Source organism: Solibacillus sp. FSL R5-0691 (genome assembly GCF_037974225.1).
GTDB lineage: Bacteria > Bacillota > Bacilli > Bacillales_A > Planococcaceae > Solibacillus.
The window spans coordinates 2,257,543-2,276,584 of sequence record NZ_CP150231.1 but is presented as its reverse complement, the minus strand read 5'-3'; the positions used below and the strand labels follow the sequence as shown (position 1 = coordinate 2,276,584).

The following is a 19,042-nucleotide window of genomic DNA, read 5'->3' as shown; positions in this document are numbered from 1 at the left end:
GTTTTAAACGTGAAAGTAGAAGATTTTGATTTTTATTTACCAGAAGAATTAATTGCCCAAACACCATTGTTGGACCGTACAGCGAGTCGTCTAATGGTAGTAAATCCAAACTCATTGGAAGTGGAGCATCACACATTCGGTCATATTTTGGATGAGTTAAATGCCGGAGATTGTTTAGTATTGAATGATACACGCGTATTGCCGGCACGCTTAATGGGTGTTAAAGCTGATACGGGTGCGAACATTGAATTATTGCTGTTAAAACAGACAAATGAAGATGAGTGGGAGACGCTAGTAAAGCCAGCGAAGCGTGTGAAAATAGGCACTGTCGTGACATTTGGTGACGGACTATTGACGGCGACTTGTACAGGTGAGCTTGAGCACGGCGGCCGTACATTCAAATTCACATACGACGGGATCTTTTATGAGATTTTAGATCAGCTTGGTGAAATGCCGTTACCGCCATATATCCGTGAAAAGTTGGATGACCAAGATCGTTATCAAACGGTATTTGCGAAAGAGCGCGGGTCTGCAGCTGCACCAACAGCGGGTCTGCATTTTACACAACCTTTACTTGAGGCGATTAAAGCAAAAGGTGTCGAAGTTGTATTTATTACATTGCACGTAGGTCTTGGCACATTCCGTCCTGTGAGTGTGGATTCGATTGAGGACCATGATATGCACTCTGAATTTTACAGTGTGACGGAAGAGGCAGCTGCTGTAATCGAACGTGTTAAACAAGCGGGAGGCAAGGTGATCTCGGTAGGGACAACTTCCACTCGTACACTTGAAACGGTTGCATCGAGAAATGATGGGAAAATTGTCGCTTCTCAGGGATGGACAAATATTTTCATTTATCCGGGTTATGAATATAAAGCAATCGATGGACTCATTACAAACTTCCATTTACCGAAGTCGACATTAGTCATGCTTGTCAGCGCACTTGCATCGAAAGAAACAATAATGAACGCCTATGAACAAGCGGTTAAGGAAAAATACCGATTCTTCAGCTTTGGCGATGCCATGTTTATCCGCCCGGCTAAGTAATTTGCAATTAAATCAAAACCTATATACAATAATAATTTGTGCAACACCTACTAAATTTAGTAGGTGTTTTCATTCGAAGTACTGTTTTTACTTTAGAAACGAGAGGATTATTTAATATGACTGAAACAACAAAACAACCACCAATTCGTTATGAATTGATTAAAACATGTGCACAGACGGGTGCACGATTAGGTATTGTCCATACTCCGCACGGTTCATTTGAAACACCGACATTCATGCCGGTTGGTACACAAGCGACAGTAAAAGCAATGAGCCCTGAAGAATTAAAAGAAATGAATGCAGGAATTATCCTTTCAAACACATATCATCTATGGCTTCGTCCAGGGAATGATATTGTGAAAGAAGCAGGCGGGCTGCATAAATTCATGAACTGGGACCGTCCAATTTTAACGGATTCAGGCGGATTCCAAGTATTCTCATTATCTAAATTCCGTAAAATCGAAGAAGAAGGCGTTCATTTCCGTAACCATTTAAATGGAGACAAGCTGTTTTTATCACCGGAAAAAGCAATGGAAATTCAAAACGACTTAGGTTCTGATATTATGATGGCGTTTGATGAATGTCCTCCATTCCCGGCGACATATGAATATATGGAAGCATCTGTTGACCGTACAACACGTTGGGCAAAACGTTGTAAAGAAGCACACCAACGTCCTGACGAGCAAGGACTGTTCGGTATTATTCAAGGCGGAGAATATGAAGAGCTGCGCCGTAAATCAGCTGAAGCTTTAGTAGAGCTGGATTTCCCGGGTTATGCAATCGGCGGTTTATCAGTTGGTGAGCCAAAAGATATTATGAACAAAGTATTGGACTTTACTGCACCAATGATGCCCGCAAATAAACCACGCTATTTAATGGGTGTCGGTTCACCGGACTCTTTAATCGATGGAGCCATCCGCGGTATCGATATGTTTGACTGTGTATTACCAACACGTATCGCACGTAACGGTACATTAATGACATCTGAAGGACGTATGGTCATCAAAAATGCAAAATACGCAAAAGACTTTGCGCCAATCGATGAGAATTGTGATTGTTATACTTGTAAAAACTATACTCGTGCATATGTGCGTCATTTATTACGTACGGAAGAAACGTTCGGTTTACGTTTAACTTCATACCATAACCTGCGCTTCCTTATTAAGTTAATGGAAGATGTACGTCAGGCGATCCGTGAAGACCGTCTTGGTGATTTCAAAGAAGAGTTCTTTGAAAAGTACGGCTACAATAAACCAAATGCTAAAAACTTCTAAAAATATGTTCGAAATCCGAAATTCACTATAATTTTTTGAGAAAAAATAGAGTTTTTTGCGCAATAACGTGCAATTCTATACTATACTAGGTAAGTGAGAAAGAGATAGAGAAAGGGGGCAATTTGAAAATGGAAGGTTTAGTACAATTTTTACCGATTATCGTAATGTTCGTTGCGATGTGGTTCATTTTAATTCGTCCAGCACAAAAACGTCAAAAAGCAACCGCTACAATGCAAAACAGCTTAAAACGTGGGGATAAAGTAGTTACTGTAGGTGGCTTACACGGAGAAGTTGATGCAATTGAAGATACGACTGTTTATTTAATCGTTGACGGGAATACTCGTTTAAAATTTGAACGCCAAGCAATTGGTCGTGTAGAATCAGTTTAAACGTTAAAAAAAGCTTGCGGAAATTTAATTTCCGCAAGCTTTTTTGTATCTTTCATGCAATTTAGAACAAGCTATTGTATGAGAGGTGAATCAATTGGAAGATTATACATTAATTATATTTCGAACAATTGTTTTGTATATTATTTTACTCATTGTTTTCCGTCTGATGGGCAAACGTGAAGTTGGTGAACTCAGTATTGTGGATTTGGCGATATTCGTGTTGATGGGTGAAATAGCTGCAATTGCTTTGGACGACTATGATCGGCAGTTCTTTAAAGCCGTTTTGCCTATTATTTTATTGTTTTTAATTCAATACTTAAACTCATGGCTCATATTAAAAAATAAAAAATTACGTGACTTTATTGAAGGCGATCCCTCTCTTGTTATCCGCGATGGATTCATATGTGAAGTAGAAATGAAAAAGCAACGCTACAATCTTGATGACCTACTCCAGCAATTACGTGAACAAGGAGTTTGTTCTGTTCAGGATGTTGCCTACGCTTTTTTGGAACAATCCGGAAAGCTATCGATTTATCAAAAAAATTCTGGCGGGTTTATATTGCCCCTCATTATGGATGGCTATGTTGACAAAAGACACTTGAGAATTATTGGCAAGGATGAAGAATGGCTCGTTCGCGAATTACTGGTTAATGGCTATCCGAATATACGGGATATTTTTTACTGCAGCTATGAAGACGGAAAGTGGTTTGTCCAATTACGAGCGCGAAAAAATGGAACGTAGATACTGGAAATCATTGAAACGAATTTGTTTTGTAATGAAAAGTAACAGCAAGACAAACCCGATTGTAATTGCAACGCTGATCATAAGCGGCATTCCGGCAGCAATGATCGGCTGTACAAACGACGTGAGGATAAAAATTCCGTATGGCAGAACGAAAAATCTGAAACCGACATTGATTTTCTTTTGCTGTTTAATTGAAGCAATGTGTAAAAAGGATGTGATAAGAACACCAAAGCCGATTGCAATAATCGCACCTTTTTCCTGAATGGCTGGTTGTGAGGCAAGGAAGAATAGCAAAAACAGTTTTCCTATACCACCATAAATAGAATTCATCATGGCAGCCTGGGCTTCATCCAATGCTTGTAAAATGGAGTGAAGCGGACTTTGAATATAGTAAAAATAAAAAATAGGTGCCAATATTTTCATATACCCACGATTTTCCTCAAGGTGAAACAGCACCATTGTCAACTCATCGCCGTGTATGAAAAACACTGTAGCGGCCATACAGCCGATTAATGAAGATAACCGTAATGAATGGGTGATCCGTTTATTCAGCAATGTGTAATTATTGCTCGCCAGTGCACTACTTACTGCAGGAATCAGCACGATTGCCAATGCAGCAGGTATGAAAGCCGGGAACAACAGTAATGGTATATGCACCCCGGAAATAATTCCGTACAATGTAGTAGCGGCTCCTGCAGCCAATCCTGAAACCGTCAGTGCTTTTAAGAAAATGATCGGTTCCAAAAACCATGTAAAGGTCCCGAACAACTTACTGCCGGCTGAAGGCAATGCAATGTTAAAAATCGGTTTTGTAAAGGAAGTGCTTGTCGACCCCTTTTTGAACATTTTACTCGAGCGTTTATAAAAAATCGCCAAAAACAGTAACGAGAAAATCTCACCAATTGCTGTTATTCCCATAGCGGCTGCGGCAGTCATTGCAGGCGATTCCGAAATGAAATAAGGCAACAATACGATAATGAGGCCAATCCGTACAAGCTGCTCAAGAAGTTGTGCCCATGCAGTCGGGGCAATTTTTGCTAAACCTTGCAAATATGCTTTTATTAAGCTTGAAAAGATTACGATTGGAATTGTGAAAAGGCTAATATAAAGAGTGAAAATAAGGTTTTCATTATGTAAAAGCACTTTTGCAATATAAGGAATTGCAAAATAAATGAATGGACTAAATAAAATAATGGAAATGGCCGAAATTTTGATAGCTGTTTTCATTACGGATGTAACATGTTCTGTTTTTCGTTTCGCATGGTATTCTGCAATCAGTTTCGAAATTGCAATCGGAATACCTAATTGAATAAGCGAAATGAAAAATATAAATGTGGGATAAGCCGTCATATAGAGTCCGACCGCTTCCTCCCCGGCAATACGCATAAACTGCATTCGGTACAAAAACCCAAGACATTTTGAAATAAATATGACAAACATTAAGAATAATGTTCCTTTTAGAAATGAGCCCAAATAACTTCTACATTCTCCCTTCTCAATTTAATTTCATTCATATACAATAAAGTATGCAGTAGTAATCGCAGTTAAAACCTAAGTTCAGGAGTGATCGACATGCAAATTCCATTTTTCGGCCTTTACGAAAAGGTACAGCTTATATTGACAAACAAAATCGAGGAATTTCATTACTATGGATATGATTCGATAACAGAACAGGATTTATGGAAATATTGCATCGATAAGGTGTGGCGCAAAAAAGATGTGCAAAATATGCGGTTGCATGAGCTGACAGCAGGCATTTTCGGTGCAACGGCTTCGGAAGTGCTGAGCTATATGCAAATAAGGGATTTCAAGCGGAATGAATTGAACTTAAAACTGTCTAATGAAGAGCTGCAAAGTTTATTTCAGCCACTTAAAGAGTAGGAGAAAAATGAGAATTATATAATAAATTATCTAGTAATAATTTGACAGTTTCCACTAGCTGTTTCATAATGAGAGTGTTGTGCTTTTCAAACTATCGGATTGTTATTTTTGAAAAGTAATTCAGAAAATTATTGAAATGAATACATAGTTTGTGGAAGGTAATTTTTACGTTTTACATCACACCGCTTTTAGTGTGATATTGAGGAGGATTTTTTAATGAAATTAGCAAACCGTATCATTACGTTCGTTCTTGTCGTAGCATTGCTATTTACAGGAATGGGCACAACGGTAGAGAAGGTTTTAAACGATGTAAAACTTGGATTGGACCTTCAAGGTGGATTTGAAGTACTTTATGAAGTGGAATCACTTGTTGATGGACAAGCGATTACCCAGAGTGTACTGGCGGATACAACGACGGCATTAAACAATCGTATAAATGCATTCGGTGTTAGTGAGCCAAGCATTCAAATAGAAGGGGAAGACCGAATTCGTGTCCAGCTTGCCGGCTTGGCAGATCAGGACTCTGCTCGTGAGCTATTATCGAGTACAGCGAATTTAACTTTCCGTGACGTAAATGACAATATTTTATTGGATGGTACAGATTTAAAGGAAGGTGGCGCAGCAGCGTCATTTGACCAACAGAACCAGCCAATCGTAACTTTAACATTGAAAGACGCGGCTAAATTTGCGGAAGTGACGCAAAAAGTTATGAGCATGGGTGCACCGAATAACTTATTAGTTGTTTGGTTGGACTTTGAAGAAGGCGTAGATTCATACGCTAAAGAAAAAGAAAAGCCACCTGCAGAACAGAAATTCCAGTCAGCTGCTTCTGTAACACAAGTTTTAAATACAACAGATGTTATGATTTCGGGTAACTTCACAGTAGAAGAAACGAAAAACTTTGCATCTGTGTTAAATGCAGGTTCTTTACCTGTTAAGTTAACGGAAATTTATTCAACATCGGTTGGAGCACAATTCGGTAAAGACGCACTAAACGATACCGTATTTGCAGGGGTTGTCGGCGTACTGTTAATCTTCCTGTTCATGCTGATCTACTACCGTTTACCGGGCTTTATCTCAATCATTACATTATCGGTATTCACATATTTAGTATTAACCGTCTTTAATGGTATTAATGCGGTCTTAACATTGCCGGGTATTGCGGCGATTGTATTAGGGATCGGGATGGCCGTTGATGCGAACATTTTAACTGCGGAGCGTATTCGTGAAGAATTACGTGTTGGCCATTCTGTAAAAGATGCATACAAATTAGGATCAAAGCAGTCTTTAACAGCAATTATTGATGCACAATTAACAACTTTACTTGCAGCTGCCGTATTGTTCTATTATGGTACAAGTTCAGTTAAAGGTTTTGCTACGACCTTAATTATTTCGATTTTACTATCATTTGTAACAGCTGTATGGGGATCTCGTATGTTACAGGGATTACTTGTAAACAGTGGCTACTTCAATAATCCGGCATGGTTCGGAATCAGCAGATCGAAACAGCATTCACTTGATGAAGGAATTACTTCACTTGACTTAACAACGAAATTCGATAAATTGGATTTTGTTGGAAACCGTAAAAAATTCTATGCAATATCGACTTTTATTTTAGTTGCAGGGATTATTGTACTGGGTGTATTCAAACTGAACCTTGGAATCGATTTTTCACAAGGTACACGGGTGGAAATTAAATCCGATACGGAGCTAGTGCAAGAAGAAGTGGAAAATTATCTTGTTGAAATCGGTTTTGCAAATGATGATGTCGTAATTTCAGGCGACGATCACAATATTGCTGTTATGCGTTATAAAGATGACTTCTCTCAACAAGAAGTACTTGATTTTTCTGCGCAAGTAAAAGAAACATACGGTCATGAGCCAAGTTTGAGTACTGTATCAGCTACAGTCGGAAAAGAACTGGCGAAAAATGCAATCTATGCATTGGCATTGGCAGCACTAGGCATTATTATTTACGTAGCGATTCGCTTCGAATGGCGTATGGGTCTAGGTGCAATTGTTTCATTACTGCATGACGTATTCTTTATCATTGTGATTTTCAGTATGTTGCGTTTAGAGGTAGATATTACATTTATCGCTGCGGTGTTAACGATTGTCGGGTACTCGATAAACGATACAATTGTTACGTTTGACCGTATACGTGAAAATATTGACCGTCAAGAAAAAATTACATCGAAAGAAGAGTTGGCTACGATCGTCAACAAATCGCTTCGTCAGACAATGGGACGTTCTGTTAATACAGTATTGACGGTTATTGTAGTAGTTATAGCATTGATTTTCTTAGGTGCTCCTTCTATTCAAAACTTCTCAATCGCTCTATTAATCGGATTAATTACAGGGATTTACTCTTCTATCTGTATTGCGGCACAAGTTTGGTATTCACTAAAATGCCGTGAAATGGACAAAAAAGGTACATCTGTTGTGAAAAAAGAGAAAAAACAATGGGGTTCAGACGAGCCACAAGTTTAAAACATATGAACCGCGTAATTGCATTTTGCAAATTACGCGGTTTTTGTTTACCCTTATTCAAAAAAAGGAATAAATTTCTTATATTATGTGTGAGAGGAGACGAATATGAAAATTCAATGGACATTTGCAGTAGGACTCATTTTTGCTATTATCATTGCCATTTTTGCCACAGTAAATGTGGATAGCGTGCAGGTGAATTATGTCTTTGGTGAAGCGCGCTGGCCATTAATATTAATCATTTTAGGATCGGTACTCATCGGTTTTATCATCAGCTTTTGCTTTTCGGCATTCCGTATGTACGGGGGAAAAAGGCAAACGAAAGCGATTCAAAAAGAACTGGATGCAGCACATGTATTGATTAACGAAAAGGATACAGAGATTGTCCGTTTAAAAAGTGAACTACACGAACTAGGTGCTTCCGCATTTGTAACGGAAGAAATGCCGGATGATAACGAAATGCCGAAAAAATAGTGAAAACAGAAGATGACTAACTGAAGCAATTTTGAAACAGGAATACGTTTCAAATTGCTTTTTTATTTTCAGTAAAGAACTGCATACTATCTCATTTTTTTAAACTGTCTTCCTGAAATTACATATCAACTTTTCTATTAATATCAGAAGAAACTTTGGGAAACAAGATAGATTTCCGTTATAATGAACTGCGTGAGGAAGTGAATAGATATGATACAGTCACAAAAATTATGGACAATAAAACAGCAAGATGAGCAACTTGTAAAACAATTTAGTGAACAACTGAATATATCAACGATCGCAGCAAAAATTTTAATTGCCCGTGGCTGCACTTCGGTAGAACAGGCAAAGCCGTTACTGAAAATTGATGAAACCCAATATCATGATCCGTTTCTAATGGCTGGGATGGAAGATGCAGTGATGCGTATTGAGCAGGCATTGGATAATGGCGAAAAGATTCTCGTATACGGTGATTATGACGCCGATGGTATTACAAGTACAACTGTGCTGCTTAATGCTTTACTAGATTTGGGTGCTGATGTCAGCTTTGTTATTCCGGATCGGTTTATTCATGGATATGGACCGAATGAAGAACTTTTCAAAAAAGCATATGAAGATGGCGTAAATTTAATTATTACGGTCGATAATGGGATAAGCGGAATCGAACAAGTAAAAGTGGCAAGAGAGCTTGGAATGGATGTTATTATTACCGATCACCATGAGGCGGGGGATGTATTGCCTGATGCCAATGTGATTATTCACCCACGTGTGCCAGAAGGCCATTACCCGTTTGGTGAGCTTGCCGGAGTAGGTGTTGCTTTCAAATTGGCGCATGCATTATACGGTGAGTTGCCGGACCATTTATTTGAATATGTGGCAGTGGGAACAATCGCCGATTTAGTACCGCTCGTTGGCGAAAACCGCTATTTAGTTCAGCGTGGTTTGCAGGCATTAAAACAGTCTCCAAATCCTTGGGTTAAGGCTCTTTGTGATGCCTCAGGGGCAAACCAAAGAGATATCAATGAAGAAACTGTCGGTTTTTATTTTGGCCCTCGTCTTAATGCAATCGGTCGTTTAGGAAGTGCCGAGCCTGGAGTGCATTTTTTAATGAGTGAAGACCCACTGCAGGCAAATGCATTGGCAACCCAACTAAATGATAAAAATACAGAACGGAAAAAAATTGTAGAAGACATTACCAATGAAGCAATGGCAATGATTGAAAATGACGTTACCTTAAAAGATTCCCTCGTATTAGTCGTAGCAGGAAAAGGCTGGAATCCGGGTGTTGTCGGAATCGTTGCATCGCGATTAGTCGAAAAGTATTACCGACCGACAATTGTTCTATCACTTAATCCGGAAAAAGCGATCGCAAAAGGATCCGCGAGAAGTATTGAAGGGTTCCATCTGTATAATGAGTTGGCGAAAAACCGGGATATTTTACCGCATTTCGGTGGACACCCGATGGCAGCGGGGATGACATTACCGATTGAACATGTCGATTCATTGCGTACACGTTTAAACGAACAGGCCCGACTTTGTTTAACTGAAGAACAGCTTGTACAGAAGATGCAGATTGATGTGCCGATTGAGCTAAGTGAAATTACCGTTGATGCGATTGAAGAGCTGCGGCAGTTGGCTCCATTTGGCACAGAGTTTCCGAAGCCGGTCTTTGGCATCCAGGATGTAAAGGTAAAATCGATGCGCAAAATCGGTTCAGGCGAAAATCACCTTAAAATGGAGCTGGAAGATCCGTACCGTTCTCTTGATGCAATAGGGTTCAATAAAGGTTTTTTACACGATGAAATTTCGTATGGTGTTGCGTTGTCGGTAGTAGGAGATTTGCAGGTCAATGAATGGCAGGGCAATAAAAAACCGCAGTTTATGGTTCAGGATGTCCGGGTGAATGAATGGCAGCTGTATGATTACCGCGGAAAAAGCAAGACGGCAAACTGGCTTGCAAAAATTAATGTGGAAAAAACCGATTTTATTGCGTTTTCCGAACAGACAAAGCTGCATTTTGAACAGGAGATACCGAAAGAAATAGTACATTTCACTGTTGGAACTGAAGCTGAAAAATTGCATAAAAATATCGTTTTACTGGATTTGCCGGAAAATGTAGCCACATTGGAAATACTACTAAAAGAAGTTCCAATTGAACGAATCTATGCACATTTATATACCGATCAATCCGCGTATTTCAATGGCATGCCGACAAGGGAACATTTTAAATGGTATTACGGATTCCTGAAAAAACGTCCGGATTTTAACCTGAAACAACATATTCGACAATTATCCGAACATATCGGACTAAATATAGAAGTAATTAAATTTATGACAAAAGTGTTTTTTGAGCTAGGATTTGTTACAATAGAGAATGGTTTGACGACCGTAAACGAAAATGCACCGAAAACAGCATTATCCGAAGCACCGTCATATAAATTGCGTTCACAACAAATTGAACTTGAGCAGAAACTGTTATATGCAACATACAGTGAACTGAAGCAATGGTTTAATGAACGATTGAGTTCTTGAGGAGGACATAGGAAGAATGGATTTAAAACAGTACGTAACAACAGTTGAAAATTGGCCGAAAGAGGGCATCAGCTTTAAAGATATTACAACGATCATGGACAATGGTCCGGCATATAAATATGCGACTGATGAAATTGTAAAATATGCAAAAGAAGTTGGCGCTGAAATTATCGTAGGTCCTGAAGCACGCGGATTTATTATTGGATGTCCAGTAGCCTATGCATTGGAAATCGGTTTCGCTCCAGTTCGTAAACCGGGAAAGCTTCCACGTGAAGTCATTTCTGCAGATTATGGATTAGAATATGGTACAGATACTTTAACAATGCACAAAGATGCAGTTAAACCAGGTCAGAAAGTTTTAATCTGTGATGACTTGCTTGCAACAGGCGGTACAGTAGAAGCAACTGTTCGCTTAATCGAACAATTAGGCGGCGAAGTAGTGGGTGCAGCATTCATTATCGAGCTTACAGAATTAAATGGCCGCAACAAAATCAACAATATTCCAATTAAAACATTAATACAATATTAATCCCTGAACTATCCCGTATAAACTTTGCGGGATAGTTTTTTTTCAATGAATTATCTTGTATAAGCTGTTCAATAATTCTACAAATTTCGACTTTCTGCAAAACTAAATGCCCGCGTGCCTTTACATTTAGTAGGCATTTTTTATACAATTGAACTTATACTTAAAGCGAAAATAGAAAGAACAGGTGGACTCATAATGGCGAAAGAACAAATATTGGCGCCCGAAGATGTTTTCGAGCTCGTCAAATCTTATATGAACGATGAACATGTTACCTTTGTTGTTAAAGCATATGAGGTAGCGAAAGAAGCACATAAAGAGCAGTTCCGCAGCTCCGGAGAACCATATATAATACACCCGGTACAGGTAGCGGGTATTTTGGCTGAGCTGCAAATGGACCCTGAAACGGTAGCCGCAGGGTTTTTGCATGATGTCGTGGAAGACACGGAAGTGACACGCGAAGATCTAGTAAATGAATTTAGTGAAGAAGTAGCCAAGCTTGTTGATGGGGTAACGAAGCTCGGTAAAATTAAATATATGTCAAAAGAAGAGCAGCAGGCCGAAAACCACCGGAAAATGTTCGTCGCAATGGCTCAGGATATCCGAGTAATTTTAATTAAGCTGGCAGACCGTCTGCATAATATGCGGACTTTAAAGCATTTACCGGCTGAAAAACAACGTCGTATTTCTCAGGAAACACTTGAAATCTTCGCTCCGTTAGCGCACAGATTAGGGATTTCAAAAGTGAAATGGGAGCTGGAGGATACGGCATTACGCTATTTAAATCCGCAGCAGTATTACCGGATCGTCAGCTTGATGAAGAAAAAGCGTGATGAACGTGAAGCTTATTTGGATAACGTAATGGACGAGATCAATTCCCAGCTGAAAGAAGTAGAGATTGAAGCGGATATTTTTGGCCGCCCGAAACATTTATATAGTATTTACCGGAAAATGGTGCTTCAAAAAAAGCAGTTTAATGAAATTTACGATTTACTGGCAGTGCGTATTTTAGTAGATAGTATTAAAGATTGCTACGCGGTAATCGGGATTATCCATACTTTATGGAAGCCGATGCCGGGACGCTTTAAAGACTATATTGCGATGCCGAAGCAAAACCTGTACCAATCCCTACATACAACTGTTATCGGACCATATGGGGATCCGCTTGAGGTGCAGATCCGTACGAAGGACATGCACAAAATCGCAGAGTTCGGTATCGCGGCACACTGGGCCTATAAAGAAGGTAAAACGGTAGAACAAAATGCCGAAACAATTGACCAGAAACTGACTTGGTTCCGTGAAATTCTTGAGTTCCAAAATGAATCGTCGAATGCTGCGGAGTTTATGGAATCGTTGAAATTCGATTTGTTTTCGGACATGGTCTATGTATTCTCGCCTAAAGGTGACGTCATTGAGCTTCCATCGGGCTCTGTCCCGATCGATTTTGCTTACCGCGTACACTCGGAAGTCGGGAACAAAACAATTGGTGCAAAAGTTAACGGAAAAATGGTACCGCTTGATACACCATTAAAAACAGGGGATATCGTTGAAGTACTAACATCGAAACAATCATTCGGCCCGAGCCGTGACTGGATAAAGATTGCCCAAAGTTCGCAGGCAAAAAATAAAATCAAGCAATTTTTCAAAAAGCATGTGCGTGAAGAAAGTGTTGTTAAAGGAAAAGAACTCGTTGAAAAGGAAATTAAAGCTCAAGAGTTTGATATGAAGGAAGTCTTAACAACTGAAAATATAAAACGTGTGATTGAAAAATACAACTATACTCATGAAGATGATCTATATGCGGCTGTCGGCGTCGGCGGAATTACAGCTCAGCAAATCGTCAATCGTCTTGCCGAAAAAATGCGCAAAGAGCGTGAGCAGGAAGAAGCACTCGAAAAAATCGTTAAAAGCATGAACAATCCGACACCGAAAAAGCGTACGGAATCAGGCGTTATTGTAAAAGGGATCGATAATTTACTAATTCGTCTATCACGCTGCTGTACACCGGTACCGGGTGATGATATTGTCGGCTTTATTACAAAGGGACGTGGTGTTTCTGTACACCGTGCAGATTGTCCGAACATCCAGGAAGACGGAAATTTGGAACGTCTTATTGAAGTGGAATGGGAAAATGACGGTACACAAATCCGTAAAGATTACCCAGTGGATATCGAAATCTCGGCATATGACCGTCCAGGCATTTTAAATGACGTCATGCACGCGGTCAGTGAAGCGAAAACTAATATTTTGGCGGTTACAGGTCGTGCAGATCGTGAAAAAATTGCCACGATTCATTTGACGATAGCCATCACGAATATTTCAGGATTGCATCGTGTTGTCGAAAAAATTAAACAGCTTCCGGATATATACTCCGTTCAGCGTGTAATTAATTAATAGATAGTAGGGGAAAAGATGCGCGTAATATTACAACGTTCAAAACAGGCTTCTGTTACAGTCGATGGACAAGTAACAGGTGCGATTCAAAAAGGCTATGTGCTGCTTGTCGGCATTACACATAGTGATACAGAAGAAGATATTAAATATGTAGCGAAAAAAATTACCGACTTGCGTATTTGGGAAGATGAGGACGGCAAGATGAATCGTTCCATTATTGATGCAGGCGGGGATATTTTATCAATTTCACAATTTACGCTTTATGCGGATACGCGTAAAGGGAAGCGGCCTAGTTTTGTGGAAGCAGCAAGACCGGAACAGGCAAAACCGTTATGGGAAGCTTTCAATGAACAACTGAAGGCAAATGGGCTGCATGTTGAAACAGGTGTATTCGGGGCAATGATGGATGTTGCGCTGATTAATGATGGTCCTGTAACGATCACAATAGAGTCTAAAGGCAAATAATCGATGAACGCATCACTCCTTTTTCGCATATTGTACAGTATGCATACAAAGGAGTGATTTTTTGGTTCAAATGAACACATATCCAAACGCGTATTGGCTTGAAGCGATCCAAAACTATTTAGGACAGATGGTTGCTGTCCAGCAAGAGGGGAATCGTGTTCAGCAAGGAATATTGGCCGCGATCTGTCCGGACTATATTGTGCTTGATGTATGCCAGACACCGTTCTATATCCGTATCGACAAAATTGTTTGGATTATGCCATTTTTAAAAAAATGAAATGAATGTGGTCTACGCACCCTCTAATCGTCATAAGCTTACTATGACAATTAGGGGGTGCTTTATTGTTTCAACGCGTCAATCGATTACTTATTGATTTACCACAGGTGGAATATGGAGACGCAAATGCTGCAAGTGCGGTACAGGAATTATTAGGCGGGAAATTTGGCGAAATGTCGACTTTGAATAACTATATGTATCAGTCATTCAATTTCCGTGGAAAAAAGAAACTAAAGCCTTTTTATGATTTAGTTGCGAGTATTACCGCAGAAGAGTTTGGACATGTGGAACTCGTAGCGACGACAATCAATTTACTTGGGAAAGATACGACGTTTTCCGGAAACCCGAATCTGGCACCGATGATGAACGCCAAAAATATGCGCAATACCCAGAGCTTTATCGCTTCTGCGCAGACAGCTTTACCTGTCGATTCAATGGGGAAACCGTGGAATGGAGAATATGTTTTTTCCAGCGGGAATTTAGTGCTCGATTTGCTGCATAATTTCTTCTTGGAATGCGGGGCGCGGACACATAAAATGCGTGTGTATGAAATGACAGACCATCCGACAGCCCGAGAAATGATCGGCTATTTACTAGTGCGCGGCGGAACACATGTTGTTGCCTATGCAAAAGCACTGGAAATGGCAACGGGCGTTGATGTAACGCGGATGCTTCCGATACCTAGCCTTGATAACCATGTATTTGACCATGCAAGAAAATATGAAGAGCGTGGTTATGGGAATGTATTATTTACGTGGAACTACGTAGGAGACTATCAGGATATAAATAAAATCTGGAAAGGACCGCATCCATTAACGAATGCGCCGCTCATCGTAGAAGAGGGGACGCCAAAAGGTGCAAAGATGCCGGATCTGGATGAATTGCCGGAAGAGTTTGCACCGGGAATCGGTCCGGAAGAGTTCCAGATGATTGCAAAACGCCTCATGTTCAATATGTAAGAGCTGCCTTAAAATAAAGACCCATTTTTCTCTAAGTGAAAAATGGGTTTTTGCTGTTGTTAACAACAGTAATTATTAAAATTCTTACATCTTAACATTTTAAGAACCAAAGCAAGGCTATTCAATACCTTCGCAGTAATTCACCACTGTTTGGAAGTCCAGGTCACCACCGAAGATGGAAAGGGCACTGCCAATAGTGACATGTAATTTACCGTCTGAAAGTGATTCGAATTTTTTCAGGTCCTCAATTGAACGTACACCGCCTGCATACGTTGTAGGAATTGTTGTCCATTCCGCCAAATCACGAACTAAATCCTCCTGCATGCCACTGCGCTTTCCTTCCACATCGACTGCATGTATGAGCAGTTCGTCACAATAGGCTTCAATTTCCTTAATTGATTCCGCATTCACTTCGAAGTCGCTGAATTTTGTCCATTTATCTGTTACGACATACCATTTCCCATCACGTTTTCGGCAGCTTAGATCAAGGACAAGTTTTTCTTTGCCGATGTTTTTTACTAGTTGCTGCAGCCGGTCCATATCAAGCTGCCCGTCATGAAAAATATAGGAAGTCACAATGACATGCGAAGCGCCTGCATCGATATATTTCTTTGCATTGTCGGCAGTGATTCCGCCGCCTATTTGCAGACCGTTCGGGTAAGCTTTCAATGCAGAAATCGCCGCTTCCTCATTACCGGGACCAAGCATAATCACATGTCCGCCAGTCAGTTTATTTTGCAGAAATAATGAAGCGTAATACGAGGCATCCTGGTCAGATGTAAAATTTTCAACCACTTCTTTATTGTCATAGCCGAGAGTACTCCCGACAATTTGCTTCACTTTCCCATCGTGTAAATCAATACAAGGTCTAAAATTCATGTTCTTCACTACTTTCTCTTACATTCTATACGTATCATAACATTTCAGCGTGCTAAATTAATAGAAAAATCAGACGTGTAATCTATTGTTATATTGTAGGACAGGTTATTTCGGGTATGATAAAATAGGCATACTATTAATTAGAAAGCGTGGCATGGAAATGGCGGAAAATCTAAACTTGTTTGACATAAATAAGCTCTTTATTTTAGGTCGACCAATTGTAACAATTTTTCATAATGCAACGAATATGTACTCCATTGTTCGTGTCAAAATTCAAGAAACCAATATACAGCATGACGAAAAAGAAATTATCATCGTTGGTTATTTTCCTCAATTAGTAACTGATGAACTATACCGTTTTACAGGGCAGCTAAAAAGTCATCCGAAATACGGGATGCAGTTTCAAATTGATACATTTGAAAAAGAAGTGCCGACAACAGAGCAGGGAATTGTCCATTATTTATCAAGTGACCTATTTACAGGGGTCGGGAGAAAAACAGCAGAGACAATCGTAGAAAAGCTCGGAATGGATGCCCTCACGAAAATATTGGAGGATCCGTCAGCACTTGATGCAGTTCCCCGACTATCTGCTGAAAAGAAATTACATATTCGCCAAACAATCGAAGAAAATCTTGGTTTGGAACGGGTGATGGTACGCCTGAATGACTGGGGCTTTGGACCACAGCTCGGGATGAAAATTTATCAGGCTTACCGGGAAGAAACCATTCCGCTGCTGACAGAAAATCCTTATCGTTTAATTGAGGAAGTCGAAGGGGTCGGATTTATACGTGCGGATGAACTCGGTTCGAAGCTGGGGATCACGGGAAATCACCCGGACCGAATTAAAGCAGCCATTTTTCATGTGCTGACAAATGCAGCATTATCTGAAGGCCATGTTTATTTGGATGCGGAAATGGTGCTTCCGATGGTGAAAGATATACTTGAACAAAGTCAGCGCATTGAAATTCCGTATGAAGCGATTTCGAAAGCGGCAATCGAAATGCGAGAGGATTCGAAAATATGCGGTGAAGAAACACGCATGTACTTGCCTTCACTTTATTTTAGTGAAGTGGGCATTGCCAGTAAGATTAATGAACTGAAAGAAAAAAATAAAATGGCTGAAAGTTTTTCGAAAGATGAAATCCGAAAAGCGATTGGCGATATTGAAGAGCAGTATGATGTGACCTATGCGCCGACACAGGCACAGGCGATTGAAACGGCGATTAATTCCGCGGTAATGATTTTAACAGGCGGACCGGGAACTGGGAAAACAACGGTTGTCCGGGGTTTGGTCGAAGTATATGCTGAGCTTCACGGATTATCACTGAACCCGAAAACGTACGCGGAAAAAGAAGAACCGTTTCCGATTGTACTAGCTGCACCTACAGGACGTGCAGCGAAAAGGCTTGCGGAATCTACGGGATTGCCTGCAATGACCATACACCGCTTATTAGGATTTAATGGGCAGGAAAAGGATGAAGAAACGGAGCGTGAAGTTGTAGGGCGGCTCATCATTATCGATGAGATGTCAATGGTGGATACATGGCTCGCACATCAGCTTTTAAAAGCGCTGCATGAAGATGTACAAGTCGTTTTTGTAGGTGACCAGGATCAGTTACCGCCTGTCGGACCGGGGCAAGTATTAAAGGATTTGCTTGCATCGAAGCAAATTCCAACCGTTGAATTGACGGATATTTATCGTCAGGCTGAAGGGTCTACAATTATCGAAATGGCCCACCAAATTAAAAAAGGCAAAGTTCCGGATACGCTGACTGCCAAAACAACGGACCGTTCGTTTATCCAGGCAGGAGCCGGACAAGTGACAAGCGTTGTCACACAAATCGTAAAAGGGGCACTTGCAAAAGGACAGGCGATACGGGATATTCAAGTATTGGCGCCGATGTACAAAGGTCCTGCAGGCATCGACAATTTAAATAAAGAAATTCAGCAGCTTGTAAATCCGAATGACGGGTCGAGAAAAGAACTTGTTTTCGGTGATACGATTTACCGAATCGGGGACAAAGTGCTGCAGCTGGTAAATCAGCCGGATAATAATGTATTCAACGGAGATATGGGCGAAGTGATTTCCATCATCCGTGCAAAGGAAACAGTGGAAAAGCAGGATCTGCTTATTGTCAGCTACGATGGGATTGAAGTAACATACCAGCGTGCAGACTTAAACCAGATAACTTTGGCCTATTGCTGTTCAATTCATAAATCACAAGGTTCGGAATTTCAAACGGTCATTATGCCGATTGTTCGTGGCTATTCAAAAATGCTTCGCAGAAATTTACTGTATACAGGGATTACACGTGCTAAAAACTTTTTGATTTTATGTGGAGAGCCGGATGTATTAGCGAACGGATTAGCGAAAACAGATGATCTAACTCGATTGACAACCTTAAAGGCACGATTAAATCCGGAATTTATCACTGCAGAAAAGATGAAAGAATTACCGGAAACAGAAGAAAAACAAGTGGCTGTTAAGGAAGAGAAACAAAATCCTTCCACAGAACAGCTTGGTCTGTTGAATGTCTCGGATTCGCATAAGATCGGTGAATCACTGCCAAATCACTTAACAGCTGAAACAGCACCATATATTCATCCATTAATTGGTATGGCAAATATTTCGCCATACGACTTCAATGAAGAATAGAACTAGCCATTTTCGTTCATGTTTGAATGGGAATGGCTAGTTTTTTATGTACATAGA

General features: G+C 40.2%; 16 protein-coding genes. 14 read left to right on the top strand and 2 right to left on the bottom strand.

Features of this window, described 5'->3' with window-relative positions; genetic code table 11:
- Positions 1-9 precede the first annotated feature (9 nt).
- The 4 genes from queA to MKY51_RS11455 all read left to right on the top strand — a co-directional run bounded on the left by queA (position 10) and on the right by MKY51_RS11455 (position 3,452).
- Positions 10-1,047 carry a tRNA preQ1(34) S-adenosylmethionine ribosyltransferase-isomerase QueA gene (queA, locus tag MKY51_RS11470; RefSeq protein WP_339172161.1) on the top strand — a complete coding sequence of 346 codons (1,038 nt, stop codon included), beginning with the start codon at positions 10-12 and terminating at the stop codon, positions 1,045-1,047.
- Between the two features lie 116 nt (positions 1,048-1,163).
- Positions 1,164-2,321, top strand: a complete 1,158-nt coding sequence (gene tgt / locus MKY51_RS11465) for a tRNA guanosine(34) transglycosylase Tgt (RefSeq protein ID WP_339172158.1) — start codon at positions 1,164-1,166, stop codon at positions 2,319-2,321.
- A gap of 128 nt (positions 2,322-2,449) precedes the next feature.
- Positions 2,450-2,710, top strand: coding sequence for a preprotein translocase subunit YajC (gene yajC, locus MKY51_RS11460; protein ID WP_014823349.1), 261 nt, complete (start codon positions 2,450-2,452; stop codon positions 2,708-2,710).
- 94 nt (positions 2,711-2,804) lie between these two features.
- Positions 2,805-3,452 carry a DUF421 domain-containing protein gene (locus MKY51_RS11455; RefSeq protein WP_339172156.1) on the top strand — a complete coding sequence of 216 codons (648 nt, stop codon included), beginning with the start codon at positions 2,805-2,807 and terminating at the stop codon, positions 3,450-3,452.
- Here the strand turns inward: MKY51_RS11455 and MKY51_RS11450 are convergent.
- Entirely contained in the window at positions 3,426-4,895 is a 1,470-nt protein-coding gene (locus MKY51_RS11450; RefSeq protein WP_339172153.1) for a polysaccharide biosynthesis protein, read from the bottom strand. The two genes, MKY51_RS11455 and MKY51_RS11450, sit on opposite strands and share 27 nt — an antisense overlap.
- Before the next feature lie 132 nt (positions 4,896-5,027).
- Here MKY51_RS11450 and MKY51_RS11445 point away from each other — a divergent pair, with 132 nt between their 5' ends.
- The 9 genes from MKY51_RS11445 (at position 5,028) to MKY51_RS11405 (ending at position 15,450) form a co-directional block, all read left to right on the top strand.
- Positions 5,028-5,336, top strand: a complete 309-nt coding sequence (locus MKY51_RS11445) for a post-transcriptional regulator (RefSeq protein WP_339172152.1) — start codon at positions 5,028-5,030, stop codon at positions 5,334-5,336.
- Positions 5,337-5,552: 216 nt separating this feature from the next.
- Positions 5,553-7,826: a protein translocase subunit SecDF gene (secDF, locus tag MKY51_RS11440; protein WP_339172151.1), complete on the top strand. Its 2,274-nt coding sequence runs from the start codon at positions 5,553-5,555 to the stop codon at positions 7,824-7,826.
- 105 nt (positions 7,827-7,931) lie between these two features.
- On the top strand, positions 7,932-8,297 hold the full coding sequence (locus tag MKY51_RS11435; RefSeq protein ID WP_339172149.1) for a LapA family protein: 366 nt from the start codon (positions 7,932-7,934) through the stop codon (positions 8,295-8,297).
- Positions 8,298-8,507: 210 nt separating this feature from the next.
- The gene (gene recJ, locus MKY51_RS11430) at positions 8,508-10,829 is read left to right on the top strand and encodes a single-stranded-DNA-specific exonuclease RecJ (RefSeq protein WP_339172148.1); all 2,322 of its coding nucleotides are present in this window, start codon (positions 8,508-8,510) and stop codon (positions 10,827-10,829) included.
- Positions 10,830-10,845: 16 nt separating this feature from the next.
- Entirely contained in the window at positions 10,846-11,358 is a 513-nt protein-coding gene (locus tag MKY51_RS11425) for an adenine phosphoribosyltransferase (protein ID WP_008407673.1), read from the top strand.
- Positions 11,359-11,553: 195 nt separating this feature from the next.
- Positions 11,554-13,749, top strand: a complete 2,196-nt coding sequence (locus tag MKY51_RS11420) for a bifunctional (p)ppGpp synthetase/guanosine-3',5'-bis(diphosphate) 3'-pyrophosphohydrolase (RefSeq protein ID WP_339172145.1) — start codon at positions 11,554-11,556, stop codon at positions 13,747-13,749.
- Between the two features lie 18 nt (positions 13,750-13,767).
- Positions 13,768-14,214, top strand: coding sequence for a D-aminoacyl-tRNA deacylase (dtd, locus tag MKY51_RS11415; RefSeq protein WP_339172143.1), 447 nt, complete (start codon positions 13,768-13,770; stop codon positions 14,212-14,214).
- 70 nt (positions 14,215-14,284) lie between these two features.
- Positions 14,285-14,491, top strand: a complete 207-nt coding sequence (locus tag MKY51_RS11410; RefSeq protein WP_251689991.1) for a YuzF family protein — start codon at positions 14,285-14,287, stop codon at positions 14,489-14,491.
- Between the two features lie 65 nt (positions 14,492-14,556).
- Complete coding sequence (locus MKY51_RS11405; RefSeq protein ID WP_339172141.1) at positions 14,557-15,450, top strand: manganese catalase family protein; 894 nt, start codon at positions 14,557-14,559, stop codon at positions 15,448-15,450.
- A 117-nt stretch (positions 15,451-15,567) separates the two neighbouring features.
- Here MKY51_RS11405 and hisA read toward each other — a convergent pair whose 3' ends face one another.
- Entirely contained in the window at positions 15,568-16,329 is a 762-nt protein-coding gene (hisA, locus tag MKY51_RS11400; RefSeq protein ID WP_339172138.1) for a phosphoribosylformimino-5-aminoimidazole carboxamide ribotide isomerase, read from the bottom strand.
- A 160-nt stretch (positions 16,330-16,489) separates the two neighbouring features.
- On the opposite strand from hisA, the gene MKY51_RS11395 reads away from it, so the two are divergent.
- The gene (locus MKY51_RS11395) at positions 16,490-18,985 is read left to right on the top strand and encodes an ATP-dependent RecD-like DNA helicase (protein WP_339172136.1); all 2,496 of its coding nucleotides are present in this window, start codon (positions 16,490-16,492) and stop codon (positions 18,983-18,985) included.
- Positions 18,986-19,042 lie beyond the last annotated feature (57 nt).

Bases quoted from the DNA above. Each gene is read 5' to 3' on its own strand.
- dtd (WP_339172143.1), top strand. From the start codon at position 13,768: ATGCGCGTAATATTACAACGTTCAAAACAGGCTTCTGTTACAGTCGAT.
- yajC (WP_014823349.1), top strand. From the start codon at position 2,450: ATGGAAGGTTTAGTACAATTTTTACCGATTATCGTAATGTTCGTTGCG.
- MKY51_RS11410 (WP_251689991.1), top strand. From the start codon at position 14,285: ATGAACACATATCCAAACGCGTATTGGCTTGAAGCGATCCAAAACTAT.
- MKY51_RS11420 (WP_339172145.1), top strand. From the start codon at position 11,554: ATGGCGAAAGAACAAATATTGGCGCCCGAAGATGTTTTCGAGCTCGTC.
- secDF (WP_339172151.1), top strand. From the start codon at position 5,553: ATGAAATTAGCAAACCGTATCATTACGTTCGTTCTTGTCGTAGCATTG.
- recJ (WP_339172148.1), top strand. From the start codon at position 8,508: ATGATACAGTCACAAAAATTATGGACAATAAAACAGCAAGATGAGCAA.
- MKY51_RS11435 (WP_339172149.1), top strand. From the start codon at position 7,932: ATGAAAATTCAATGGACATTTGCAGTAGGACTCATTTTTGCTATTATC.
- MKY51_RS11425 (WP_008407673.1), top strand. From the start codon at position 10,846: ATGGATTTAAAACAGTACGTAACAACAGTTGAAAATTGGCCGAAAGAG.
- MKY51_RS11445 (WP_339172152.1), top strand. From the start codon at position 5,028: ATGCAAATTCCATTTTTCGGCCTTTACGAAAAGGTACAGCTTATATTG.
- tgt (WP_339172158.1), top strand. From the start codon at position 1,164: ATGACTGAAACAACAAAACAACCACCAATTCGTTATGAATTGATTAAA.
- MKY51_RS11395 (WP_339172136.1), top strand. From the start codon at position 16,490: ATGGCGGAAAATCTAAACTTGTTTGACATAAATAAGCTCTTTATTTTA.
- MKY51_RS11450 (WP_339172153.1), bottom strand. From the start codon at position 4,895: ATGTTTGTCATATTTATTTCAAAATGTCTTGGGTTTTTGTACCGAATG.
- hisA (WP_339172138.1), bottom strand. From the start codon at position 16,329: ATGAATTTTAGACCTTGTATTGATTTACACGATGGGAAAGTGAAGCAA.